The organism is Paenisporosarcina quisquiliarum, assembly GCF_027563315.1.
In the GTDB taxonomy this organism is placed as follows: Bacteria; Bacillota; Bacilli; order Bacillales_A; family Planococcaceae; genus Paenisporosarcina; species Paenisporosarcina quisquiliarum.
On record NZ_JAMKBJ010000002.1, the window covers coordinates 171,176 to 197,810 of the forward strand.

Genomic DNA, 26,635 nt, shown 5'->3' on the forward strand with positions numbered 1-26,635 from the left:
TTTCACCTCTTATGGTTTGTACTTAACGTTCACTTTTAAATCACTGTTTTTTTCAATATAAGTTGCCGTAACTTCCTTTACTGGTGGAGGTATAGGAGTATTGATTGTTCCAATACAATAATTTACGAATTCTTTATACGTGCCTGAATACCTTTCAGCGTCAGGAACCCGCCTGGAGGAATTACTAGAATAGTAATAAACATTATCATGCTTGGAGTTCCCATTTGCCACTTCAAATGTGCTATTTGCAATATCAATCCCATCTAAATTTATACACAACTTACCAAATTTTGCATCCGTATGTTTGTCTATTTTGATTGGGATTTGATCACTGTTATCTCCTGTTATAAAAACGTTTCCACGAATATTTTTGAAGTGATTTTCTGCATTTACACCTTTAATTACTGCTGTGCCTGCATAATTATTACCGTTAGTATCAATATTGATTATGGCATTTAGGAATAATGAGAGCTGACTCAAAGGTTTGATTTTATCGATTGAAATATCTTTACTGGAATACACTTTCAGATTAGAATAACCTGATATACAACTGCCTCCTGGACAAAAAGATGCCTGAATATCCTCTGCGATAATTGTAATCTTGCTGTAATCAATTGATGTTTGAGTATTTCCTAAAACAGATGCAATCGTATCTACCCCAGACAAATGACAAATTGCCCCTTCTGTTAGAGGCTTAATATCCTTACAATTAACGTCTGAAGCTGGCGGTGTGAATAAATATTTGTTTAACTCTGAAGAGTTGGTTGCTTCAGGTACAGGTATCGGATTATCAATTGATGTAATACTAGACACAAAGTTGGGTTTAGGGACTAGAAGTTCATTTTTTAGCACAGCAGGCTTATGATTTGTATTTCCTTCTACTGAAAAAGGTAATTTATAATACGTTACCCCTTCAACTGTAGTTGTTTCTAATAACAAGCCAATTGTTTCATCTAAAATGGAATAGTCCACTTTGTTTTCTATAATTTCCTGATCCATTGTCTTGAAAGACTGATAATAAGAAGTTAGTTCCACTTGATACTTATCTAATTGTTGGGAAATCAACGAATTAATCGTCGATTGAGTTTTGCAATTACTATTTGGGGACTTCCCATTGCAATTTTTTAAGTTATTTACAGCAGTTTGTAATTCAATTAGATGCTTTTCATATAAAATTTCAGCTTGATTCTGCATATGACTTTCCACATATTTAACACCGAGCTCTGCAGCAACAACCGCTTGATTATTTTTATCAACCGTTTGCTCTTGATTCACGTGGTTCAGTGAAGCACTCATGAACACTGCTGACATGCTTAAGAATATTATAATGGTAAATAAAACTATTAAAAGAGCATATCCTCTTTCATTCAACATTTTTTTCATTTTTCCGATAACCCCCGAAGAGTCTTTTGGTATAACATTTGTATACCGATTGATTCTATTATCATGTTTATTAAGTAATTTGTCATGCACTATAGTAAAAAATGCACAAAAAGAAGAGAGTCGGATAATTCGACTCTCTTCTTTTAATTTCCATAATCTACTGTTGCTTCAATTTCAGTTGTGCTGTCGATAAATTGTTTCATTGAATGTCCTTCTGGCAAACCTGAAGTATTTACATTGCATTCATTTAGGAAAGCAACGAAATCATTCATGTAAATAATCTTTCCTTCAACGGCTGCAGGCAATTTATCCATATCAATACGCCCTGGATAGAGAATTAATTTACCATTGTTGCTTAATATAGATGGATCCGTTAAATCAGAAGAATTCGCCAAGCTTATTCCATTCAAATTTATACACATCTTCGAGTTCGTTGAGACCGTTACACTTTGCCCGGTTGATTTCCAGTCTATAAAACCGGTTTTGTCCTCATTTCCCAAAACAACTAGATTACTATTCGTCAAATTCATGCTGACGTGGAACGAGTAGGACCGGCTTACGATTGTGTTGTTGTCGGCAGAATTACTATTTTTAATAATCAAATCGCCATCTACGTACATGGAAATGTCCTGCAAATTATTCAAGTTATCTACGTTAAGTGTTTGATTGGAAGGTTTGATATATACCGTCCCCCCACTACCATCTAAACTGTTTAAATTACACTTGGTTTTATCTTCTACTGCATAACATAAGTCATCTACTTTTATACTTACTTTCGAAGGATCAGGCAGACTGGCTAAATAACTTTCAAGATTGGTACCCGTATATTTGCAGACACCTGACGTCATTGCACTTGCTTCGACTGGACAAATAGACGTACTGTCATTAGGTGGAATGAATATACGGTCTACTGTTTCTTTTTCACTTAAAATCGTTTTAATCACAATATCATTTGATTCGGAAGTATGATCTGGTATTGTAACAATCAAAGTGGCATTTAGTGTTTTAGCAGAGGTATTTTGTTTTCCTTGGACGGCAAGAGGTATTTCAATTTGCCGGCTTGCTTGATTAAAAACTGGATTTATTGCAAGTGGCATCAACTCATATTTTGTTTTTGAATCTATTCTATTTTCTTGAGGTGCTAAATCTGCATAAATCCGGTTTACTTCAGATGAATACATCTCTAATCCTGCTTTTTCAATTTCTTTCGTTTCGCAATCAATCCAGGCATTAATGTGGGTACTGGAATAAAACACATTACACTCTGCAGTAGACATTCCTGAAGGGAGTGCTAAGTTATTATCTTTGGCAGTGGTAACTGCTGTTGCTTTATCTACTAAATTATTAAGACTGGTATTCATAAAATTCTTATAATCCTGATTCAATATTTTAATTTCATTCACTAAATTATTGATATTGTATTTTACACCCATCTCAGCTGCGACCACCGATTGGTTCCGGACGTCAACGGTCCTTTCCTGTGTAGCGTTATTAAAAGATGCGGCAACAAAAACTGCTGATAAACCAACAAAAAAAACAACTAATAAGAGAACAAGTAACAAAGCATAACCTTTATGGTTGTTTACATACTTCATTCTACCCCTCCTCTTTAGTTAGTTGTTTTATATCTCGTCAATTTTGTGTTGATTTCATAATTTGCATTTTTATAGGATACTTTTGCTACTAATGTGTAGTCCTCTTTAGTGGGATTAATCATTTTACTGGCACTGGTCAATGTTACATTATATCCACTAGAGGATATATCCTTAAATCCAGTGGTTGGTTCGGTTTGGCTAGTACACTGCGTTGGCGCTGCCATTATCTTATAATTGTTCGGAGATCCTCCTTGCTTAATAAAATAACAATCTCCTTTTCGGTGGTCATTCAACAATTTCGAAACAATTAAATTCGCTTCCTGTTGTGTCGAAGTTTTATTCGCTTCAGCAATTGAATGTTTGAACCCTATCCCCAAGGTGGTCATGATTAATACCGCAACCAGTGAAACTAGAGCAAGAGCTGCTATTAACTCCACTAAGGTTATGCCCTGATTATTCTTAAGATAGTTTCTCATGGAGACACCTCGATATAGCCGTACGTCTCACTACTCAATTGACCTTGTAAAGTATAAATTTTAAGAATGGTTTTATATAATGAAATGGTTCCCGCAAGATCAGGCACATCGAATACTTGGATTTCGAATTTAAATTCTTGTCCTGCATTAACCGTACTATTAAATATAAATGAAGTGTAATCATCTTTGTTGGATGTTGTATCATCAGTTACGACACGGGTTTTACTTATTGTCGCTCCTGGAAATTGTAATTCGATAACAGATTCGATTTGGTCAATGGGTATTGTAAGGTATTCAGGGACACTTGGATTAGTATCCGAATCTGGAACGAGAGTTAATTTTCCTTTACTATTTTCAATAAACTCCGCCATTTCCTGCCTCGCAATATTCATCGTGTCTAACTTCGTTTCCGTTTTCGCATTAAACAATGTCATTTGCGGAAATACTGTCATGATTCCTATGAAAACGATTCCCATTATAACAAGGGCTGCCAAAACTTCGACGAGCGTCAAACCAGATTGTTTTGAACGATTTGGTAAAATTTTCATATAAATCTACTCATTTCATGTTCTTTATACGTATTATGAATTGTTTTAATAGAATTGTCATTATATTTATACTATAATATCGCTTCTATTAAAGAGTACGAAAAAAAGAGCTGATTTTCTCAGCCCTTTTTATTTCACATATTCCGCAACACGATTTCGACCTTCGCGTTTTGCTCCGATATATAGCGCTCTGTCTGCATTACGAATCAATGCCATCGCATCGTCGCAGTCTTCTGGTGCAGTGGACACGCCAATGCTTATTGTGATATTTACTAATGATAATAGCGGTTGATCTGCTAAATCTGTTTGGATTTCAAATGGTGTTGATTCTATTTTCTCCCTTAACTCTTCGGCCAATACCAAGGATTGCTCTTTTGAGTAGTTTGGCAGGATGACCACAAATTCTTCACCGCCATATCTAGCAATAGTGCCGGAGTCTCCCAGTTCTTTTTCCAGCAGTCTGGCCAATCCAAAGAGAATATCGTTCCCACTTTGATGACCATAGGCATCATTAATAGATTTGAAGTGGTCAATGTCCATCATCAATAAGGATAACTGACGTAGTTCCCCATTAAGAACTTGGTTCATATTAATTTCGAGCTGCTGATCTAGGTAACGGTAATTATATAATTTCGTTAAGCCACATCGTTCACTTTTTGAAACGGCATCTTGTACGTAGCGTGCTTTTTCAAGTGATACTGCAAAATACGAACATAGCAAACTAATAATTTGCAGCTGATATGTTTCAAATGCATATTTCTTCCTTGATGCAATAACGAAAATGCCTTCCATTTTTTGATTCCGACTGATTGGAACAGATATGATGCTTTCTGCATCCATCGGAAGAAAATCCGAACCTGATTTACGCCATTCCTTTTGTTTATTAAATAAAATGGACTTGTCCTTTTTATAAACGATTCCAGCTATACTTCTCAATAATTCCTCATGTGATTGATAGATATCAACATTAATATCTTTTTCCATTGACTTCAAAAAGTACATATTGCCTTGGTCAATATCAATGATGTAGGAATAATCAACGGGCAACATTTTGCTGATTCTCGATAAAAACAAATCCTTAATTGCATCTCCGCTGAGCCGATCTGCGAGTTCATGACCGATTTCAGTTGCTTGATTCAAGTCCTCATTGACGCGTTCTGAATTACTGTATAACCGAACCAGGAACGTCATAATCAGGAATGGAATGCCTAAAAGCAAGAATGCAACAGGACCCACATATTCAATTAACAAGTAAAGCATAATGCCAAATGGGAATGTGACAATTAATCCTGCGTAATCCCAAATTGAATCTCTTCCAAAAAAGCCTTCATGCTCTTGCTTTGTTAAAACTAAATAAAAATGCAAAATAACATGGTTAGTAAACGTATTTAAAATCTGATAGATACAGCCAAATAAAATAATATCGTGTATGTTTAATGTCCCAATCTGATAACCCATTAATAAGACTGAAACTCCACTTATAGCAGATACCATAAAAAACATAAACGAGTTAAAAAGTGCTCGATAAAAGTCACTCCACCCAATCTTCAGTTGCATGGCCAAAGGAATAATGGCCAGTTGCATGACGATTGACTCAACGAAAGCTCCATATTTTAGGAATATGGCGAGGTTGATCCATTGAACTAAAAATAAGGTCGTCCCAGCTACTTTAAACGGAAAATAAGTCGTGATAATCGCTAATGCAGTGTACCCCAATAAGATGGGCCAATTGATTTCACTGGGTGTCGCAAAATGATAAAGAGAGTATAGTCCAAATGGAACAACAAGAACCCATATGGCCCAAATTAATCGTTGTGTTCGTTTAGAAATGTCCATATGTGCCCCCTTCGATGTGGTTCAATTTATCTAGTACGATTTACATCGTATCAAAATTAGAAAGTTTTGTCATCTTTTATCTTCAAATAATTTTAAACATTCTAATAGCCTTCAAACGCACGCCAGACAAGAGATAAAGCGAACCCGATACTATAGTCACTTGTTTTTCTGAAATTGTATTTGACAGAGAATTGATTAGGTCTTTTGTCACTGATACGTTATTTGATTCGCTTATTTTCGACAAAGCATTTGCAGACATTGCACGCTCATCATCGAAATCCACAAATGTAAAATTCATTGAAATTTCTTCAAAAATTCGCAGTATTTTTTCAGTATCTTTTCCTCTTATCATGCCAATATAAAAATGAACTGGTGTATTAGGAAAATATTCTTTAATTGTCTCGACAAGCGCTCGAGCACTCGCAGGATTATGTGCCCCATCAAAATATAAATACTCCGTTATTTTTTCAAATCTTCCAGGAATAAATGTCTCATTCAACCCTTTACGTAAAGTTGTTTCAACAAAGTCTACTTTTAGCTTTTCTGCCACATAAAGCACAGATTTAATGGCAAGAGCTGCGTTGTTAATCTGATGTGGACCTTTTAGAGGAACGGATAGATTCGAAAAATTTAGACCCTCAGTATCTTCGTACAGTCCATTCTTTAATGAAAAATCTTTATTTATTCTCCAAACTGGAGATTTGGTTTTCTTCGCTTCTTCCATAAGAACCTGTTCAGCTTTCATTTCCATTGGACCAATAACAACCGGACTTCCAGGTTTGATGATTCCTGCTTTATGTGTAGCCACTTCCTCAATTGTGTTCCCTAGAAATTGTTCGTGCTCTAGTGCAATGCTTGGAATCACGGAAAGGAGCGGTGAAATTACATTAGTACTGTCGTACCGGCCCCCCATCCCAGTCTCTAGCAACACAATATCAGGTTGGAATTTTTCAAAAACTAAAAATGCAAGGACTGTTAACAGTTCGAAATCCGTCAGCATGCCACTCAATCCCGCTTCTTTTGCTCGACTGAACGCTTCATCCAATTGACTGGTTGAAATAAACGCACCATTCAGTTGAATCTGATCATGCACATCCATGAAACACGGCGAATAAAAACATCCCGTTTTGATCCCATGGGCTTGAAGCATCGCATTCATCATACTGATGGTCGAACCTTTACCATTTGTACCTGCTACATGAACAAATTTGAGTTTCAGATGTGGACTCCCTACTTTTTCAAGCGCATTGGTAATAGCATCAAGTCCAGGCTCTATCGTATTTTTGCTTTCCATTTGAAAGCGTTCTTTGTATTCATTAAATTTTGGGATCATCTTTGCTTCTCCTTCCTAAACGAGAAAAGAACCCCACCTTCGCAATAAAGGCAGGGTCACATATTAAAGTACTTTCAGTTGAGCTTTTTGTTTTAAATAAGGACGAGCAAGTGACATGAAGTACAGCGAGCCGGTAACAAGAACGACATTCGAGTCATCGACTTTCAAAAGAGCTTCTTCCAGCGCTTCCTGCCAATTTAAGATTAATTGCTTTTCAGCATGATCTGTCTTTTCAAAGATTTCTTTACCTGTTGCTGCATTTTTCACATGAATTTCCGTCACTGTTATGCTTGTTGCAATTTCATCCAGCATATGAAGGACGGAAGAAATGTCTTTATCCTGCAGAGCCGTGAACACGACGTGAATATTTTTTGTTTCGTAGCGTTGCTGAATAGTTTTAATGAGCACTTCCATTCCAGCCGGGTTATGTGCACCATCAATAATGACGTTTGGCAATACTTCTTCAAAACGGGCAGCCCAGCTAGACGTGTTTAGACCTTGACGTATACTTTGTTCCGAAATCGTGAAGCCGTGGTACTTGTTCAATAATAATGCAGCTGTCACAGCAAGCGAGGCATTTTCAACTTGATGATGGCCCATCATTTTTAGGGAAAGATCATTCAGTTTTTCATTGTTTAATTCATAAGTAAAACTTTGTTGGTTGACTTCCTGCGTCACATTTTCAACTAAGAAATCTTTATATAATTGATAGATCGGCGCCTGTTCCAACTCCGCTTTTTTCTCAATTACCGCAACTGCCTTTTTGTCTTTCACCGCGCTGATTACGGGAACAAGATGTTTGATGATTCCCGCTTTTTCTTCAGCAATGGCTTCAACCGTGTCGCCCAGTATTTGTGTGTGGTCGAGAGAAATCGACGTTAAAATAGAAATTAATGGTGTTAGTACATTCGTTGAATCGAATTTCCCGCCGATTCCTGTTTCAATTAAAGCAATATCCACTTTCATGTCGTTGTAGTACATAAACGCAATAACCGTCAAGATTTCGAAGAAGTTCGACCCTTCTCCCACTTGACCTTTTTGCAATAGTGGATAGATATCATTCATATATTGGATAAATTGTTCGTCTGTAATCATTACATCATTCATCATGATGCGTTCGTTCACTTTTTCAAGATGAGGAGATATGAAGCTTCCGACTTGCAGTCCTTCAGCAATCAAAATTTCTTTAAGAGCATTCAAAGTTGAACCTTTACCGTTTGACCCTGCAATGTGAACAGAACGGAATCCTTGATGTGGATTTCCGAGGACTTCTAAAATTGCCGTAATACGGCTCAATCGACCATTTCGCTCCGTTTTCTGATCCATGGAATATATGTATTCAATTACTTTATCAACTGATGTAAACACATTTGGTCACTCCTCAAACTCAATACTCCCAGAACATCTGAGAATTCACTCTATTCTATCATGTTCAATTACAGAAAAGATATGAAATTATTTCTATCGACTAATGAAATTTTTATGTCGAAATAACTTTACTTTCCAGGGTATAAGAGTCCTAAAAATGGATAGATAGAACTGAATTTCATACTCGGACGAGTGAATTCTAGATAACGATGAATGAAATCGAGATAACGATAAGCGAATTCTAGATAAAGACACATGAATTCGGATAAACCTGATCACACTGCTCTCCCAAAAAATACCCCAAAAGCCAAAGCTTTTGGGGCATTATCTTATAGATTCTTCAATTCAGCCAAGCGTTTTTCAACAGTTGCGTGTTTTTCGATATAATCCTGTTGTTTAGCGCGTTCTTCAGCGACTACGGCTTCAGGAGCTTTTGAAACGAAACGTTCGTTTGAAAGTTTACCTGTTACGAGCTTCACTTCTTTTGCCCATTTCTCCAGCTCTTTCTCTAGTCGTGCAGTTTCAGCTGCTACGTCGATTAAGCCTTCTAATGGTAAGAATAGTTCTGCACCTGAAACAACACTCGACATCGATTGTCCTGGCGCTTCAATTCCTTGACCCAATACCAGTGGTTCCGGGTTACAGAATTTCTCTAAATACATTGCATTTTCTTCAAGTACCACTAAAGTTTCTGCATCTTTAGTCGAGATGTACAGTGGAACTTTTTTGCTCATCGGCGTTTGAACTTCTGCGCGAATTGCGCGTACAGAACGGATGATGTCCGAAAGCAATTTCATGCTTGAAGCTTTTTTGCTGTCTGTTAATGATTCATTAACTGTTGGCCAAGCTGCAATCGTAATCGATTCGCCTTCGTGAGGCAGGCTCTGCCAGATCTCTTCCGTGATGAATGGCATGAATGGATGTAATAGACGCATTGTGTTGTCTAAAACATATGCCAATACTGAACGCGTCATTTTCTTCGCGTCTTCGTCTTCACCGTATAGTGGCAGTTTCGCCATTTCGATGTACCAGTCACAGAAATCATCCCAAATAAAGTTGTAAAGTGAGCGACCTACTTCACCGAACTCATATTTTTCTGCTTGTTTCGTTACTTGATCAATCGTTTCATTTAAACGAGTCAAGATCCATGCATCTGCAACTGATTTTTCTCCGCTTAAATCGATGTCTTCAAACTTCATGCCTTCCATGTTCATCATGGCAAAACGTGAAGCATTCCAAATCTTGTTGGCAAAGTTCCAAACAGATTCTACTTTCTCAATTGAGAAACGTAAATCTTGCCCTGGTGATGAACCCGTTGATAAGAAGTAACGTAGTGCATCCGCACCATATTGATCGATAACATCCATTGGATCAACACCGTTGCCCAATGACTTAGACATTTTGCGTCCGTCTTCAGCACGAACAAGACCGTGAATCAATACATCGTCAAATGGACGTTGATCCGTGAATTCAATTCCTTGGAAAATCATACGTGATACCCAGAAGAATATAATGTCATAACCTGTTACTAATGCATCTGTCGGGTAATAACGTTTAAATTCTTCGTTTGCTTCGTCTGGCCAGCCCATAGTCGAAAACGGCCAAAGTGCAGATGAGAACCAAGTATCAAGAACGTCTTCGTCTTGCTTCCAATTTTCAATGTCTGCAGGCGCTTCGTGACCTACATAAATTTCGCCTGTTTCGTTATGATACCAAGCTGGAATGCGGTGGCCCCACCATAATTGACGTGAGATACACCAGTCACGGATATTTTCCATCCAGCGCATATACGTGTTTTCAAAACGTTCTGGTACGAATTGAACTTTGTCTTCGCCTTGCTGTAATTTAATGGCTGCGTCTGCAAGTGGCTGCATGTTTACGAACCACTGTGTCGATAAATACGGTTCAACTACTGCCCCGCTGCGCTCTGAATGCCCAACCGAATGCATATGCTCTTCAATTTTGAACAATACGCCAGCTGCTTGTAGATCCGCAACAATTTGTTTGCGGCATTCGAAGCGATCCATGCCGTTGTATTTGTCCGCATTGTTATTCATCGTGCCGTCTTCATTCATGACCAATACACGTTCCAGTTCGTGTCGGTTACCGATTTCAAAGTCATTCGGGTCATGTGCTGGTGTAATTTTAACAGCACCACTTCCGAATTCCATGTCTACGTAGTCGTCAGCAACAATCTTGATCTCGCGTCCTACGATCGGCAAAGTTACGGTCTTGCCAATCAAGTCTTTATAGCGGTCGTCTTTCGGGTGAACTGCTACAGCTGTATCCCCAAGCATCGTTTCCGGACGTGTCGTTGCCACTTCAATATGACCCGTGCCATCTGTTAGCGGGTATCGCATATGATAGAAAGCACCCTGTACATCTTGATGGATTACTTCGATATCAGATAATGCTGTTTTCGTAGCTGGATCCCAGTTGATAATACGTTCGCCACGGTAAATAAGCCCTTTGTTGTAAAGCTTTACGAATACTTCTTTAACGGCATTTGATAAGCCTTCATCGAGCGTGAAACGTTCACGAGAGTAGTCTAGACCCAATCCAAGTTTCGACCATTGCGTACGAATATGCCCTGCATACTCTTCTTTCCATTTCCATGTTTCCTTAACGAATGCTTCACGACCCAGATCGTAGCGAGATTTGCCTTCTGAACGCAATTTTTCTTCTACTTTTGCCTGTGTTGCAATTCCGGCATGGTCCATTCCTGGCAACCAAAGAGCATCATAGCCTTGCATGCGTTTCATGCGGATTAAAATGTCTTGCAGCGTCGTATCCCAAGCATGGCCCAAGTGTAATTTACCTGTTACGTTTGGTGGTGGAATTACGATTGTGTACGGTTCTTTCCCGCTTTCAGGTTGTGCTTCGAAAAATTTCCCTTTCAGCCACCATTCGTAGCGTCCTTGTTCAATGGACTTCGGATCATACTTCGTTGGAAATTGTGTGTTTTGTTGTTCAGTCATCCTCTATTCCTCCTTTTTTGAATACAAAAAAACTCCTGTCGTCACAAAAAGGACGAAGGAGTTGTTCGCGGTACCACCTTTATTCGCAGATGACAAAATAATCATCACGCTCTCAAGTTTATATAACGGCTTTTAACCGGTTTCTGCTACTGAATCGTTCACAGAAACTGCTCATGGGCGACATTCAAATGTGTGTTAACGGAAACTCTCACCAAACGTTCCCTCTCTTGTGAAAACAGCACCATTTTACTCTTCCCAATCAATGCATTGTTATTTAGTTTTGTAACATATTGTATTTCCAAGATGAGATTATTGTATAGGACTGCACGACAACCCGTCAAGTTTTTTTGAAAGGAGGAATTTCAATGCGAAGAGGATATAATCCCTATCTGCTTCCACCGTGGCTGCGAAAAACCCGCTTCTACTGCAAAGACATCATTTTGCCAATCACAGTTTTTGAATTAATCCGAACCATCTTCATCCCGACGACCTTCGATTTCTTGCTGCTGTGCTTGCTGATTGGGATCTTATTTTTATTTCAAAAAGATATCATTTAACTTCGTAGACGGAATAGGCGTCTTTTAGATCGCGCAAGAAGAAGGGCAAATCTACATTTTCTTTAACTTCAGGACTTTCCTCGGAAGTAGAATTGGCAGGCGCCGTAATTACTTCAACTGAAGAGGATTCCTGTGGTTCAGGAAGTTCATACGTGCAAGTAACATTCCATTCAACTTTTAACGCATTTTCATCCGTTACAAATGCATTGACGTCTGACAAATGGATTTCCGGTTCTACATTGCCATGCACGTAGGTTGGTGGCAATTCCACGAATAAAGGCACTGCATATTCAAAATAGCCGTTTTCCCCATTCATGTCCAAGTCCTCGATTGACACCCACTCAGATGTACCGTGATGCGCACATTCACCCGGTTGGAATCCAACGTGTGCTGAGATATGGTAAATCCCATATAAACTGCATACACCTTTAACTTGTTGAAACTCTACTTGTGGCTTGACCTCAATACGTGCAGCATTTGTCGGTACCCCAAAACTTTCTGGGAAATAAAATACTTCTTGAAGCTTCCAGTTAACTTGATTCACTTCTTGTCCTCCTTCACAAAGCTATGTGAAAGAGTTTATGCGAGAGAACGAGCCTTTATGATTTTTCCTGGGAGGTTCTGGACTTCTCAACGTTATTCATACGTGGAACGCATTTTTTCAGACGTCATCTTCTTTTATTCAGACGTCAACATAAAAAAGTCAGACTGAGCAACCGCTCACCTTTAAACACTAAGCTTTCAACCATTTCTTCAAGACGTAGGTCATGACAGGTCCTGCAATCAACAAAATAAAGAATATACGGAATAAATGAAAACTCGTAACGGTCGACAAATCCGCGCCTGTTTCCAGTGCGGTGATGGACATTTCGGCAATTCCTCCAGGCGCTGCGCTAATAAAGAAATCTAAAAACGTGTTAACCGGATGAATGTTTGTCAGTATGTACGCGATTAATCCACTAAAAGCAATGAGAGCCAAGTTCGTCAGCACAATAGCACTGAACAATCGTATGGACAATTGATCTCGAACTTTTTCGAGTTGCAACCCTAAATGTGCACCTACAAAGATTTGAGAAAGAATCAACACAATGGCAGGCACTTCGACAACTGGGTGATCCGTCACGAACTGCACAATGGCCATCGATAAAATAGGGGCCATCAGTTCAGGCAAAGGAAAATGTATTTTTTTCATTGCGACAAAAAAGAACGTGCCGAGTAAGACCGCTAGAACGAAATGCATGACATTAAATGTCGGCAACACAGCGATTGTCCCTTCATTCAAATGACTCCCTTTCGGAATCCAGGCCGTCAGAAATGGGACAACCGTTACGACAACAAAAATCCGAAATGTTTGCATCAGCGTTACAATAGTTGAATTCGCCGATTTCACTTCCTCACTCAGCAAAACCATTTGGGACAAGCCGCCTGGCAGGGAACCTAGCACACTTGTGGCAATTGACTCCCCAGACATTTTCATGAACAGGTAACTTAGCAGTAACGCGACACCTACGATAGAAAATGTCATTAACACCATCAGTGGAAAATCAAACCACATGAGTTCAATCGATGTTTTGGTAAATGACGAGCCGATTTGAATACCTAAGAAAATCAAACCAACTTGACGATATATTCTCGGCCACTCAAATTCCAGTTTGGTGTACTGCCTCAAAAGCAGCAGTGAACCCATTGGGCCAAGCAACCATGGCAAAAAGATGCCGAGCTGGTCAAATAGAAATCCAGCTGCTGCTGTAATTAAAAAAGTACGTAATACAATCCAAGACTTTTGCAACAAGACCACACCTTTCTCCATTGAAAAAAGCCCTGATACTCGGTTGAGTACCAGGACAGTTACATTACGCTAGTTGTTTGAAAACTTTATGGAATGCTTCCACCGTTTTTGCAATGTCTTCAGACGTATGAGCAGCTGATAGGAACATGCCTTCAAATTGTGAAGGTGGCAAGAAAATGCCTTCCTCAGCCATCAAACGGTAATATTTAGCGAACAATTGAAGATCAGACGTTTTCGCCACATCATAGTTTGTGACCGTTTCGTCTGTAAAGAAGAAGCCAATCATAGAACCTGCACGATTTACTGTGTGTGGAATGTGATATTTCGATGCCGCTTCGCGGAAGCCAGCTTCTAATTGATCCGCCAGTCTGTTGAAGTGTTCATACGTTTCAGGTGTTAAACGGGACAATGTTTCAAGTCCTGCTGTCATTGCTAACGGGTTACCTGAAAGTGTACCTGCTTGATAAATCGGACCACTTGGCGCGATTTGAGACATAATCTCAAGTTTTCCGCCGTATGCACCTACAGGCAGTCCACCGCCGATTACTTTCCCTAGACAAGTCAGATCAGGAGTGACATTGAAATGACCTTGCGCACAGTTGTAGCCTACACGGAAGCCCGTCATGACTTCATCAAAAATAAGAACCGTTCCGTTTTCAGTCGACAATTCGCGAAGACCTTCCAGGAAGCCAGGTTGTGGACCTACTACGCCCATATTTCCTGCAACTGGTTCCACAATAATCGCTGCTAAGTCGTCACCATGTTGTTTAAAGGCAGCACGTACGCTTTCTAAGTCATTGTAAGTGACCGTAATCGTGTTTTTCGCAACCGACTCAGGAACGCCTGGGCTATCAGGTAAACCTAGTGTAGCAACGCCTGAACCCGCTTTAATTAACAAGCTGTCGCCGTGTCCATGGTAACAACCTTCAAATTTCAAGATTTTATTGCGCCCAGTATAACCACGAGCCGCACGAAGAGCACTCATCGTTGCTTCCGTACCAGAAGAAACCATACGTACCATTTCGATTGAAGGCACGCGTTCCATCACTAATTTTGCCAAATCATTTTCAACCACTGTAGGTGCACCGAAACTTGTACCTGTTTCAGCCACTCTTTGAATAGCAGAGACTACGTCTGGATGAGAGTGACCCAAAATCAATGGTCCCCATGAAAGTACATAATCGATATAGTCATTGCCATCGATATCCCTAATGGTTGCGCCTTTTCCACTTGCCATGAAAATAGGATCCATATCAACAGATTTGAATGCACGAACCGGACTGTTAACGCCACCGGGCATTAATTTTACTGCTTCGCTGAATGCTTGTTTTGATTTTTCATAAGAACGTCCCATTATTTCGCCCCCAACCAACGAGCCACGTCTTTCGCGTGGTACGTCATGATTAAATCCGCGCCTGCGCGCTTCATGCTTGTAAGTGTTTCAATGACAATTCTTTCTTCGTCAATCCAACCGTTTTGAGCTGCCGCTTTAACCATTGCATACTCACCACTTACATTATAAGCAACAACTGGTAGGTCAAAGTTGTTTTTCACGTCACGTACGATATCCAAATAAGATAGTGCCGGTTTTACGATTAAGAAGTCCGCGCCTTCTTCGACGTCAGAAGTTGCTTCACGCATTGCTTCATTGCGGTTTGCAAAATCCATTTGATACGACTTGCGGTCACCGAACTGAGGTGTGCTGTTCGCAGCATCACGGAATGGACCGTAATAAGCCGATGCGTATTTCACTGCATACGACATAATCGGAAGATGTGAAAAGCCTGCTTCATCCAATCCGTAACGAATTGCCGCTACGAATCCATCCATCATGTTTGAGGGCGCAATAATATCGGCTCCTGCTTTCGCTTGCGCAATTGCAGTGCGAGCCAATAAATCAAGAGTTGGATCATTCAGAACTTGTCCGTTTTCAATAATGCCGCAATGACCGTGATCGGTATATTCACATAAGCAAGTATCGGCAATAACAACCAGGTGTGGATGACGTTCTTTAACGAAACGAATCGCTTCCTGGATGATGCCGTGATCATGGTAAGCTTGCGTTCCTTCCGCATCTTTTTCAAGCGGAATACCGAATAAGATAACCGAAGGAATGCCAAGTGATACTACTTCGTCGACTTCTGCTCCCAATTGGTCTAATGAGAACTGGAAAACACCAGGCATTGAAGCGATTGGGTTTTTGATATTTTCGCCTTCTGCTACGAAAATCGGATAAATTAAATCATCAGTATGTAATTTTGTTTCACGTACCATTGCACGTAATGTTTCGCTATGACGCAAGCGTCTGTGTCGGTTAAATTGAAGTTCTTTCATTTCAGTTTCTCATCCTTCCAATTAGCAATTTCTTGAACGACTGCAAGCCAAGTGTACGTTGTTGGCATGATATGAACAGGTGCACCTTGTTTTTTCAAAGCAGATGCAGTGATATGACCAATTGCCGCAATCGTCAGTTCGTTCCAATCGGTTTTCGGGGCAATCTCTCGGGCGAAAACTTCTACTGAAGATGGACTCGCAAATGCGACAATAACATTTGGATGTACGTTTAAATACTCACTTAAACTTTTAGCGTTAGTCAGATCCGGCAGTGTTTCATATACGGTCCATTCGTCCACGTTTTGAGATAAGCCCTCTTTGATCGTAGCTTTAGCTAATGATCCTCGTAGAAATAAACAAGAATCCGAATGACCCGCTACCAACGGGAACTGTTGAACGAATGCGTCCGCACTGAACATCGTTGGCATGAAAGTCACCTGGAATCCGATGCGCTCCAATGCGCGAGACGTTTTACTGCCGACTGCCGCAATTTTATTCAACAAAGTATCTATTCGAATCCCGTGTCGCGCCAATTTTTGTTCGAATGCAACGACGGCATTTTGACTTGTGAAAATCAGCCACTCATATGTGTGTAGCTTATTTATAAATAATTCATCTTGAAGCGTTACTTCTTGCGTCCGAATGAGCGGGAATACGACCGAATCCCCTCCCAGTCTCTTGACTTCAAGAAGTGCCTCTTCTGACTTCGGTTGACCTGTAAAGACAATCGTTCGTCCTTGCAAATCACCTTTTTTAGACATTTAAATCGCGTCTTACTTGTTGAATCAAATCATAAGCACCTTGCTCGCTTAATGTCTTCGCCACTTCTTTCCCTGCAGTTTCAGGTTCAACATTTGTTGAAAACTGTTTGAAAACTTGATCAGCATCTGGTGAAGCAACCAAACCTGTAAATTGAACGTCTCCGTTTTCTACAGTAGCAAAACCAGCAATCGGCACTTGGCAACCGCCATCCATTGCATGTAAAAATGCTCGTTCCGCATGAACTGCTTTCCAAGTTTCTTCGTGTGTCAGTTTGCCAAGCTCTCCTAACAACTCCGCGTCATCTCCACGGCATTCAATCGCTAAAGCGCCTTGGCCAACTGCAGGAAGACAATCCTCAGTAGATAAGTATTCCGTTACGACATCATCACTCCATCCAAGACGTTTAAGTCCAGCTGCAGCTAAAATAATCGCGTCGTATTCTTCTGTTTCAAGTTTCGCTAGACGTGTATCAACATTTCCGCGAATCCATTTGATTTCAAGGTCTGGTCGTAACATCAAAAGTTGAGCAGAACGACGTAAACTGCTTGTCCCCACTACTGCACCAACGGGTAGGTCCATAAATTTCACATGACCCGTCGAAATGAATGCGTCGCGTGCATCTTCACGTGGAGGAATACATCCGATGACAAGTCCTTCTGGCAATTCCGAAGGCATATCTTTCATGCTGTGAACTGCAAAGTCGATTTCTTTATCATATAAAGCTTGTTCTATTTCTTTTACAAACAATCCTTTACCACCAACTTTTGAAAGTTGGACATCCAGAATTTGATCGCCTTTCGTGACGATTTCTTTAACTTCAAATTCAAATGGTGATCCTGCTTGTTTCATTTGGTCAATAAACCAGTTCGTTTGTGTCAAAGCCAGTTTACTTCTTCGTGAACCTACAATAATTTTTCTCATCAATAACAACCCCATTTATTCGATTAGTTTAATTTTAATTCCAGAAATGAAACTCGGACAATCGACTTCCCAGGAAGAAGTTCACCAAAACAAGAAGGAATGCATAAACATGCCACCATGCATAACTTGTTCCATGAAGAGTCCCTTTTTTCCGTCGATAAAATAAATAGCCATATACAAATAATAAAATGAATGAACCAATGATTTTCACGTCAAAAAGTGAGAATTCATTGAGTGTAACGTACCCCCACTGCAGTCCAAGGATCAGACTGACGAGGAGGAATGGAATGCCGACAACGATTGAAATCGTCATTCCTTTCTCCGTTTGATCGAGAGAAGGCAGTTTCCCGAATTGTTTTGTCCATTTCTTTTTCTTCAATAAACGATACAAAATGTGATACAACGTCGAAAAGACAAATGATAACGAGAAGCCCACGTACGATAGAATCGCAAAAGTCACATGGATGAATAACAACTCTGAAATCAGTGTTTCCCCAACAGGCGAGCGTTCAATCTGAACCGGTGCAAATGTATGAATCGTCATGAAAATGAACCCGATGACATTCAGGAAAAACACGGGCACCATCACCCGGTATGTAAGATGAAGAACGATGGATAACGTGATCAATAACCAGGCATAAAAATAAATACCTTCAAACAAAGTCAAAATCGGAAACCTTTTCGTTTCCACAATATAAAGGACTAAAAAAACCGTCTGCAATAGCCACACAATGCCGAGTAGCCAAAATGCAATGCGGTGAGCTTTTGAATCTTTATCTAAATAATCAATGAAGTAAAATACAAGACTGATTGCGTAGAGGATAACCATTCCTTCATGCAGCCTTGTCATGGTCAAATCCGCCACTACCTTACCCCTCTTCGCCTTAGACGTAAAAAAGCGTTTTCGCATGTATAGTTTACCATACAGATACGAAAACGCCTCCTAACATGAATTAATATGAATACCCTGGATTAACTACCTGCTTTTTTTCTTCAACAACTTCTAGCTGTTGTTTAGCAGCCATCATTTGACGTTGTTTTTCATGCTGTACTTCTTCTTCAATTCCGAAGATCTGTTGGAATAATTGCAGTTGTTCTTGTGAATTTGATGAAGCAGCAAGTTCTTTTGCCTGCAGGATTGGATCTTTTAATAATTGATTAATAATTGATTTAGTATGTTTGCTTAAAATCTTGCGTTCACGATCTGTCATATCAGGCATTTTGTTTTCGATGCTGAGCATTGTATCCGATTGAATTTGCAATGCTTTCTGACGAAGTGCTGAAATGACTGGGACGACACCCAAAGTGCCAAGCCAATTATTGAACTGGACAAGTTCCTGTTCAATCATCAACATGATGTCGTTAGCAGCACGTTGGCGTTCCGCTAAGTTCGCTTCAACAATGCCTTGCAAGTCATCAATGTCATATAAGAATACATTCGGAAGCTCGCCAATGCGCGGATCCATATCACGCGGTACCGCAATATCGACCATGAACAATGGTTTTCCTTTACGAAGACGTTCCACAAATTGCATCAACTCTAAGTCGATAACAAAATCCGTAGAGCCTGTCGAACTGATTAGAATGTCAGCTTCAAGCAATGCACATTGAAGTTCTTGCATCGATTTAGCTTCACCATCAAATTTTTCAGCTAATAATTGTGCTTTTTCGAAAGTACGGTTGATGACGGTGATTTTTCCCGCTCCACTTCCATGAAGGTTCTTAATCGCCAGTTCACCCATTTTCCCTGCACCCAAAATAACCACATGCTTTTGCTTCAATGAACCGAAAATTTTCTTTCCGAGTTCAACCGCCGCATAAGAAACGGAAACGGCATTTTCACCGATTGCTGTTTCAGCATGTGCACGCTTGGCAAGTGTCACCGATTGCTTGAACAATTGGTTAAACACAGTTCCTGTAGTTCCGCGTTCTTGAGCTTCCAAGAAGCTTTTACGAACTTGTCCAAGAATTTGCGTTTCTCCAAGAACCATTGAATCGATTCCAGCTGTTACGCGGAATAAATGCTCCATTGCCCCATCATTTTCATAAATGAATAGGTACGATGAAAACGATTCAATCGGAAGCTTGAACCAAGTGGCTAAAAATTGTTTTATATAATAACGTCCCGTATGTAACTGATCCACAATCGCGTAGATTTCGGTACGGTTACATGTAGAGACAATCACGTTTTCCAATATGCTTTTCTGCTCTTGCAGTGCTTGCATCGCCTGCGGTAATTCGGACTCTACGAAGGACAAACGTTCGCGAATCTCTACCGGCGCTGTACGATAATTAACACCCACTACGATGGTATGCATGGCTTCATGACACCTCTCACGTTCTATTTCATGCCTTTTATTATAGCATAACGGTTTTAAAATCAAGGTTATAAATGTGAACAAGCTATGAAATCAAGGCTGATTGATTAGCTACTTTGTAATAATTATAATGTAAGTGTAACAAAACGCCAGGTCGCATACAATGGATTTGCTTGTAGGCGAAATTATCTGTGAATGGTGGTGTTTTAGAAAGAAATTGGTTAGTCCAGATCTGTTCGTGTAACAGGTAAACAGATTGTTGCTTGCGGTAGACACAAATCCAAACCAGGTTGCGTAAATTCCCAACAATCTTAATTATACCTCCTAGACTGAATGTTCAATCCTCCAATTGTTTGTTCTCAGTAGTTTGTGAAAAATTTATCGCTCAAACCGGAGATTTATCGCTCATTCTGACCTTTTATCTCTCATATAGAAGCATTTATCGCTCAAACCCATCTCATCCCCAAGTTAACTTTCTGAAACACGTCACACAAAAAAAGCTCAAATAAAAAACTCCCTAAAAAGCTCAACGCTTCTTAGAGAGTCTAACCGTTCTATTCTGTTTCTATTACCATACGACGCTTGATTTCTGCCCATGCCGCATCAAATCCGAGTCCTGTTTCAGATGAAAACAGAATCATCGTATCATGTGCTTCCATATCAAGTTCTTCACGAACCATTTTCTTGTGCTTCTCCCATTTGCCTTTCGGGATTTTATCCGCTTTTGTGGCAATGACGATACAAGGAATGTTGTGATACTTAAGGAAATCATACATCATGCAATCATCATCGGATGGTGGATGACGAAGATCCACGATTTGAATAACTGCTTTCAATAATTCACGACTCGTAATATACGTTTCGATCATTTTACCCCAAGCTTCACGTTCACTTTTCGATACTTTTGCATAGCCGTATCCAGGTACATCGACGAAGAATAATTGTTCTTCAATTTTGTAGAAGTTCAATGTTTGCGTTTTCCCCGGTTTTGATGAAATACGCGCCATACTCTTGCGGCCTATCATTTTATTAATAAATGAAGATTTTCCTACATTAGAACGACCAGCAAGAGCAAACTCCGGAAAACCATCTTCCGGATATTGCTCTGGTCGTACTGCACTGATTACTAATTCTACGTTATGCACTTTCATTGCACGCCGCCTCCTTCTAGTGCTATTTTCAGCACTTCGTCAGCATGGGAGACAAATTTAAATGTTAAGTCCTCGCGCACACTTTCCGGTATATCTTCTATATCTCGTTCATTGTCTTTCGGTAAAATAATGGTGGTTAATCCAGCGCGGTGAGCACTTAATGTTTTTTCTTTCACGCCACCGATTGGCAACACACGGCCTCGTAGTGTAATTTCTCCAGTCATGCCCACTTCACGTCGAATCGGTTGTTTCGATAACGCAGATACAAGAGCCGTGGCAATCGTGATCCCTGCAGAAGGACCGTCTTTTGGAACTGCGCCTTCAGGCACGTGAATATGAATATCATGTGCTTCATGGAAATTCGCATCGAGTCCTAATGATTCGGTTTTCGATCGAACGAAGGACAGAGCTGTCTGTGCAGATTCTTTCATGACATCGCCCAATTTACCTGTCAAAATCAGCTTGCCTTTACCTGGTGAAAGCGATACTTCAATTTGAAGTGTATCTCCGCCAACTGTGGTGTAAGCCAGTCCAGTTGCGACACCTACCTGATTTTCCGTTTCAGCTTGTCCATAACGGAATTTATGCTTACCAATCAAATCTTCCAAAGAAGAAGCTTTGATAACAATGCGTTTTTTATCAGTAGATACCACTTGTTTGGCAGCTTTACGGCAAATCGCAGCAATTTGACGCTCTAGACTACGAACACCAGCTTCACGTGTATAGTAGCGAATCAAGTCAAGAATCGCATCATCTTTAAGTTGTAATTGGGATTTTGTCAATCCATGCTCTTTTAATTGTTTCGGCAATAAATGATTTTTCGCAATCGATTGCTTTTCCATTTCCGTGTAGCCCGCAATCGAAATAATTTCCATGCGGTCGCGAAGTGGTCCAGGAATCGTACTCAAATCGTTTGCTGTTGCAATAAATAATACATTCGATAGGTCGTACGTTTCTTCGATGTAATGATCACTGAAATTATGGTTTTGTTCAGGATCCAAAACCTCAAGCATCGCTGCAGAAGGATCTCCACGGAAATCATTCGACATTTTATCGATTTCATCCAGCAAGAATACAGGATTGATTTTCCCTGCTTTCTTCATTCCTTGAATGATGCGTCCAGGCATTGCGCCTACATACGTACGACGATGTCCACGAATCTCTGATTCATCACGGACTCCACCAAGGGAAATACGTACGAACTGACGACCCAATGATTCTGCAATCGAACGAGCAAGTGAAGTTTTCCCTACACCCGGAGGTCCGGCCAAACAAAGAATCGGTCCACGCAATGACTTCGTCAATTGGCGAACTGCTAAGTATTCAAGCACACGCTCTTTTACTGATTCCAGTCCATCGTGATCACGGTTTAAAATGATTTCTGCATGGTTGATGTCCAAACGATCTTCTGTAGCATCTGTCCACGGAATTGCAACCAACCAATCCAAATAATTACGAATGACACCACTTTCAGCTGCGGCAGCTGGCAGTTTTTCATAGCGATCCAATTCTTTTAAAGCCACTTTCGACGTGGATTCTGGCATTCCAGCCTCATCAATTTTCTTGCGAAGGTCGGCAACTTCTCCTGTTTTCCCTTCACGATCGCCAAGTTCAGTTTGAATCGCTTTCATTTGCTCGCGCAAATAGAACTCTTTCTGTGTACGTTCCATCGCCTGTTTCACACGTGCAGATATTTTCTTTTCCATATCCAGCACTTCTTGCTCATTGTGGAGACGATTGACTAACCATTCCAGACGTTCTTTTACGTCGAACATTTCCAACACTTCTTGCTTTCCACTTATTTTAAGTGGCAAGTACGAGGCAATCATATCTGCCAGACGACCAGGCTCTTCAATGTCTGATACCGTGTCATATGTTTCTGACGTAACTTTTTTCGAAATTTTGGAGTACTTTTCAAAATACTGAAGAAGCATACGCATTAAGGCTTCATGCTCTGGCGTTTTTTCAGTGTCGTCAGGTGCAGATTCAACCGCCACTGTTGCGTAGTTGTCGCCTTCTGTGTAACTTGACCACGTAGCACGTTCCAACCCTTCAACTAAGACACGGATTGTACCGTTTGGCAGTTTAATCATTTGATTGACATGAGCCAATGTTCCGATTCCATAAAGATCATCTTCAACAGGTTGTTCAACGTTCATTTCTTTTTGGGTCGCCAGGAAGACGATGTTATCCGTCAACAACGCTTGTTCCAATGCTGCAACAGAGCGTTCACGGCCTACATCAATATGTAACACCATCGTCGGAAATACTAACAAACCACGTAAAGGTAATAAGGGAACAATTTTTTCTTCATTTTTCTTTGACATGTGGAAAGTCACCTCCGTCCAATTTTGTCCGTTTTCACCATAAATCAAACATATGGAAGAAAAAGCTGACATCCGAGCTGCGCGTATGCACACGCACGATCGAAGCCAGCTTTTCTAACTTAACTCAATTTATGCTGAAGTTTTTTCATCTTGGTTGAGTACAGTACCGTCTTCGAGAACCAATTTAGGACTTGAAGAATCAGTCACTGTTTCTTTCGTAATGACACACTCTATAATATCTTCACGTGAAGGTAATTCATACATCACATCTAACATTAAAGATTCAATAATTGAACGAAGTCCACGTGCACCTGTTTTACGCTCGATTGCAAGCTTCGCAATTTCTACCAACGCGTCGTCTTCAAATGTCAATTTCACATTATCCAATTCAATCATCTTTTGATATTGCTTCACTAAAGCATTTTTAGGTTCAGTTAAAATTTGCACCAAAGCGCTCTCGTTTAACTGTTCCAAGCTTGCCAATACTGGTAAACGACCGATGAATTCCGGGATTAATCCGAATTTCAATAAGTCTTCAGGAATCAATTGTGATAATAATGTAGATTCTTCAGGATCTTTTTTGTTTGGATCTGAACCGAATCCAATCACTTTTTGACCTAAACGACGTTTAATGATCTGGTCAATTCCATCAAATGCTCCACCGACAATGAATAAAATGTTTGTCGTGTCGATTTGAATGAATTCCTGATGAGGATGTTTACGTCCACCTTGAGGAGGAACGCTTGCAACTGTGCCTTCTAAAATTTTAAGAAGTGCTTGTTGTACACCTTCACCTGAAACATCACGCGTAATTGATGGGTTTTCAGATTTACGGGCAACTTTATCGATTTCATCGATATAAATAATGCCTTTTTCTGCTTTTTCAACATCGTAATCAGCAGATTGAATCAGTTTCAAAAGAATGTTTTCAACATCTTCCCCAACATATCCAGCTTCAGTCAATGATGTCGCGTCCGCAATCGCGAACGGTACATTAAGAATGCGCGCAAGCGTTTGAGCTAGCAACGTTTTACCGCTACCAGTTGGTCCCAAAATCACGATATTTGATTTAGATAATTCAACATCATCGATTTTACTGTTGGAATTGATGCGTTTGTAATGATTATAAACAGCTACAGCGAGTGATTTTTTTGCTCGCTCCTGACCAATTACATATTCATCAAGAATGGAAAGGATTTCTTTAGGTTTTGGAACTTCTTTAAACTCAGTTTCTTCTTCTGTACCGAGTTCTTCTTCTACGATTTCTGTACATAATTCAATACATTCATCGCAAATATATACACCAGGTCCTGCGACCAGTTTACGAACTTGTTCTTGGGATTTACCACAGAAGGAACACTTTAAATTCCCTTTTTCATCATTAAATTTGAACAAAATATTCACCCCTATTCAAGCCACAATCTTACAAGATTCTCCTACTAGAATCAACTAATAAGATTAATGAAAACTTAGATCATTATTTTTCATCACGAACACAATCTTTTGGGTTAATCACCAGACATTACCTATGTATGAGAGAAAACAAGGCACGGGCAATATGTCCGCGCCTTGTTTTAATAAAGCAGGTATAAAAATTATTCTGTAACTTTTGCGTTTTCAACTAAGAAGTCGATTGTTTTTTGCATACGGATATCGTTTTCAAGAGCGCCAGTTCCACCAAGTGCTGTACGGATTTGTTCAGCAGTCATGTTGAATTGACCAGACATTTTTTCGATTTCAGTATTCACTTCTTCTTCAGAAGCTGTTAAGCCTTCTGCTTCAGCGATTGCTTCAAGTGTTAATGAAACTTTCACACGCTTGTTAGCATCTTCGATCATTTGAGTACGAAGTGCTTTTTCATCTTGACCTGAGAATTGGTAGTACAGGTCAAGGTTCATGCCTTGTGATTGTAAACGTTGAGCGAAGTCATTTAACATACGGTCCACTTCAGCGTCGATCATAGCTTGAGGAATATCGATCGTTGCGTTTTCAGCAACTTTCTCAACTAACTCATCTTTAAATCCAGCTTCTGCAGCGTTTTTCTTTTCTTCAACTGCTTGTTCTTTTAATTTCGTACGTAGAGCATCGATACCTTCAACTTCGCTATCGATTTCTTTTGCGAAATCATCGTTTAATTCAGGAAGTTCTTTTCCTTTTACTTCTTTCACTGTTACTTTGAAAGTAGCTTCTTTACCAGCAAGTTCAGCTGCATGGTATTCTTCAGGGAAAGTAACAACTACATCTTTTTGTTCGCCAGCTTTTAAGCCAACCAATTGCTCTTCGAATCCTGGAATGAATGAACCAGAACCAATTTCAAGTGCGTGGTCTTCACCAGCGCCGCCTTCAAATGCTTCTTCTCCAAGGAATCCTTCGAAGTCGATTACAGCTGTATCGCCTTCAACGATTGCTTCGTCTTCTTTAACAACTAGCTCAGCTAAACGAGTTTGTTGTTCTTTTAATTGAGCTTCGATGTCTTCGTCAGTTACGTTAGCGTCTTGTTTAGAAACTTCAATTCCTTTGTAATCTCCAAGAGTTACTTCAGGACGTACTGTAACAGTTGCTTTGAAGATCAAGTTTTCGCCTTGTTCCATTTTTTCGATGTCGATTTCCGGACGATCAACAGGATCGATTCCCGCTTCTTCAACAGCTGCAGCGTATGCATCTGGAAGAATGAAATCTAAAGCATCTTGGTATAAAGATTCAGCACCAAAACGTTGTTCGAACATTTTACGTGGCATTTTCCCTTTACGGAAACCTGGTACGTTAATTTGTTTAACAACCTTGTTGAAAGCTTTGTCTAAACCTTCTTTAACTTTTGCTGCTTCTACTTCTACTGTTAGAATACCTGTGTTACCTTCTTGTTTTTCCCATTTCACTGACATATATTCAACCTCCATCATTAATTTCAATTGTTAGTATCATTCTTATCTATGATTTTGACAACCATTCTAGTATAGCA

21 protein-coding genes and 1 other annotated feature are annotated in these 26,635 nt (G+C 39.9%); of the genes, 1 reads left to right on the top strand and 20 read right to left on the bottom strand.

Annotated elements, in window-relative coordinates:
- Positions 1-9 precede the first annotated feature (9 nt).
- The 8 genes from M9R32_RS03105 to M9R32_RS03140 form a co-directional block, all read right to left on the bottom strand.
- Entirely contained in the window at positions 10-1,383 is a 1,374-nt protein-coding gene (locus M9R32_RS03105; protein WP_269925287.1) for a hypothetical protein, read from the bottom strand.
- A gap of 143 nt (positions 1,384-1,526) precedes the next feature.
- Positions 1,527-2,978, bottom strand: a complete 1,452-nt coding sequence (locus tag M9R32_RS03110; RefSeq protein WP_269925288.1) for a type 1 periplasmic-binding domain-containing protein — start codon at positions 2,976-2,978, stop codon at positions 1,527-1,529.
- Positions 2,979-2,992: 14 nt separating this feature from the next.
- Positions 2,993-3,454, bottom strand: coding sequence for a type II secretion system protein (locus M9R32_RS03115; RefSeq protein WP_269925289.1), 462 nt, complete (start codon positions 3,452-3,454; stop codon positions 2,993-2,995).
- Complete coding sequence (locus M9R32_RS03120) at positions 3,451-4,002, bottom strand: type IV pilus modification PilV family protein (RefSeq protein ID WP_269925290.1); 552 nt, start codon at positions 4,000-4,002, stop codon at positions 3,451-3,453. The genes M9R32_RS03115 and M9R32_RS03120 overlap by 4 nt, the downstream gene beginning before the upstream one ends.
- Before the next feature lie 129 nt (positions 4,003-4,131).
- Positions 4,132-5,838: a sensor domain-containing diguanylate cyclase gene (locus tag M9R32_RS03125; RefSeq protein WP_269925291.1), complete on the bottom strand. Its 1,707-nt coding sequence runs from the start codon at positions 5,836-5,838 to the stop codon at positions 4,132-4,134.
- Between the two features lie 82 nt (positions 5,839-5,920).
- Positions 5,921-7,171 (bottom strand): bifunctional folylpolyglutamate synthase/dihydrofolate synthase, encoded by a 1,251-nt coding sequence (locus M9R32_RS03130; RefSeq protein WP_269925292.1) that lies wholly within the window; start codon positions 7,169-7,171, stop codon positions 5,921-5,923.
- 63 nt (positions 7,172-7,234) lie between these two features.
- The gene (locus M9R32_RS03135) at positions 7,235-8,539 is read right to left on the bottom strand and encodes a bifunctional folylpolyglutamate synthase/dihydrofolate synthase (RefSeq protein WP_269925293.1); all 1,305 of its coding nucleotides are present in this window, start codon (positions 8,537-8,539) and stop codon (positions 7,235-7,237) included.
- A gap of 329 nt (positions 8,540-8,868) precedes the next feature.
- On the bottom strand, positions 8,869-11,517 hold the full coding sequence (locus M9R32_RS03140; protein WP_269925294.1) for a valine--tRNA ligase: 2,649 nt from the start codon (positions 11,515-11,517) through the stop codon (positions 8,869-8,871).
- A gap of 45 nt (positions 11,518-11,562) precedes the next feature.
- Positions 11,563-11,789 (bottom strand) — a binding site (T-box leader).
- Positions 11,790-11,882: 93 nt separating this feature from the next.
- Between M9R32_RS03140 and M9R32_RS03145 the strand changes: the two genes are divergently transcribed.
- On the top strand, positions 11,883-12,074 hold the full coding sequence (locus tag M9R32_RS03145) for a hypothetical protein (protein WP_269925295.1): 192 nt from the start codon (positions 11,883-11,885) through the stop codon (positions 12,072-12,074).
- Here the strand turns inward: M9R32_RS03145 and M9R32_RS03150 are convergent.
- The 12 genes from M9R32_RS03150 to tig all read right to left on the bottom strand — a co-directional run bounded on the left by M9R32_RS03150 (position 12,067) and on the right by tig (position 26,558).
- Positions 12,067-12,618 carry a hypothetical protein gene (locus tag M9R32_RS03150; RefSeq protein WP_269925296.1) on the bottom strand — a complete coding sequence of 184 codons (552 nt, stop codon included), beginning with the start codon at positions 12,616-12,618 and terminating at the stop codon, positions 12,067-12,069. The genes M9R32_RS03145 and M9R32_RS03150 overlap by 8 nt on opposite strands.
- Before the next feature lie 189 nt (positions 12,619-12,807).
- A complete protein-coding gene (locus M9R32_RS03155; RefSeq protein WP_269925297.1) occupies positions 12,808-13,884 on the bottom strand; it encodes an AbrB family transcriptional regulator in 1,077 nt (358 codons plus the stop codon).
- A gap of 43 nt (positions 13,885-13,927) precedes the next feature.
- Positions 13,928-15,217, bottom strand: a complete 1,290-nt coding sequence (gene hemL, locus M9R32_RS03160; RefSeq protein WP_269925298.1) for a glutamate-1-semialdehyde 2,1-aminomutase — start codon at positions 15,215-15,217, stop codon at positions 13,928-13,930.
- Entirely contained in the window at positions 15,217-16,197 is a 981-nt protein-coding gene (hemB, locus tag M9R32_RS03165) for a porphobilinogen synthase (RefSeq protein ID WP_269925299.1), read from the bottom strand. Before hemB ends, hemL begins: the two co-directional genes overlap by 1 nt.
- Positions 16,194-16,958 carry a uroporphyrinogen-III synthase gene (locus tag M9R32_RS03170; protein WP_269925300.1) on the bottom strand — a complete coding sequence of 255 codons (765 nt, stop codon included), beginning with the start codon at positions 16,956-16,958 and terminating at the stop codon, positions 16,194-16,196. Before M9R32_RS03170 ends, hemB begins: the two co-directional genes overlap by 4 nt.
- Positions 16,951-17,880 carry a hydroxymethylbilane synthase gene (gene hemC, locus M9R32_RS03175; RefSeq protein ID WP_269925301.1) on the bottom strand — a complete coding sequence of 310 codons (930 nt, stop codon included), beginning with the start codon at positions 17,878-17,880 and terminating at the stop codon, positions 16,951-16,953. The genes M9R32_RS03170 and hemC overlap by 8 nt, the downstream gene beginning before the upstream one ends.
- A 34-nt stretch (positions 17,881-17,914) precedes the next feature.
- Entirely contained in the window at positions 17,915-18,745 is an 831-nt protein-coding gene (locus M9R32_RS03180; RefSeq protein WP_269925302.1) for a cytochrome C assembly family protein, read from the bottom strand.
- A gap of 88 nt (positions 18,746-18,833) precedes the next feature.
- Positions 18,834-20,198: a glutamyl-tRNA reductase gene (gene hemA, locus M9R32_RS03185; protein ID WP_269925303.1), complete on the bottom strand. Its 1,365-nt coding sequence runs from the start codon at positions 20,196-20,198 to the stop codon at positions 18,834-18,836.
- 554 nt (positions 20,199-20,752) lie between these two features.
- Complete coding sequence (gene yihA, locus M9R32_RS03190) at positions 20,753-21,349, bottom strand: ribosome biogenesis GTP-binding protein YihA/YsxC (protein WP_269925304.1); 597 nt, start codon at positions 21,347-21,349, stop codon at positions 20,753-20,755.
- Positions 21,346-23,676: an endopeptidase La gene (gene lon, locus M9R32_RS03195; protein ID WP_269925305.1), complete on the bottom strand. Its 2,331-nt coding sequence runs from the start codon at positions 23,674-23,676 to the stop codon at positions 21,346-21,348. The genes yihA and lon overlap by 4 nt, the downstream gene beginning before the upstream one ends.
- Positions 23,677-23,805: 129 nt before the next feature.
- Positions 23,806-25,071, bottom strand: a complete 1,266-nt coding sequence (gene clpX / locus M9R32_RS03200) for an ATP-dependent protease ATP-binding subunit ClpX (RefSeq protein ID WP_269925306.1) — start codon at positions 25,069-25,071, stop codon at positions 23,806-23,808.
- 200 nt (positions 25,072-25,271) lie between these two features.
- Positions 25,272-26,558, bottom strand: a complete 1,287-nt coding sequence (gene tig / locus M9R32_RS03205; protein ID WP_269925307.1) for a trigger factor — start codon at positions 26,556-26,558, stop codon at positions 25,272-25,274.
- Between the last annotated feature and the right edge of the window lie 77 nt (positions 26,559-26,635).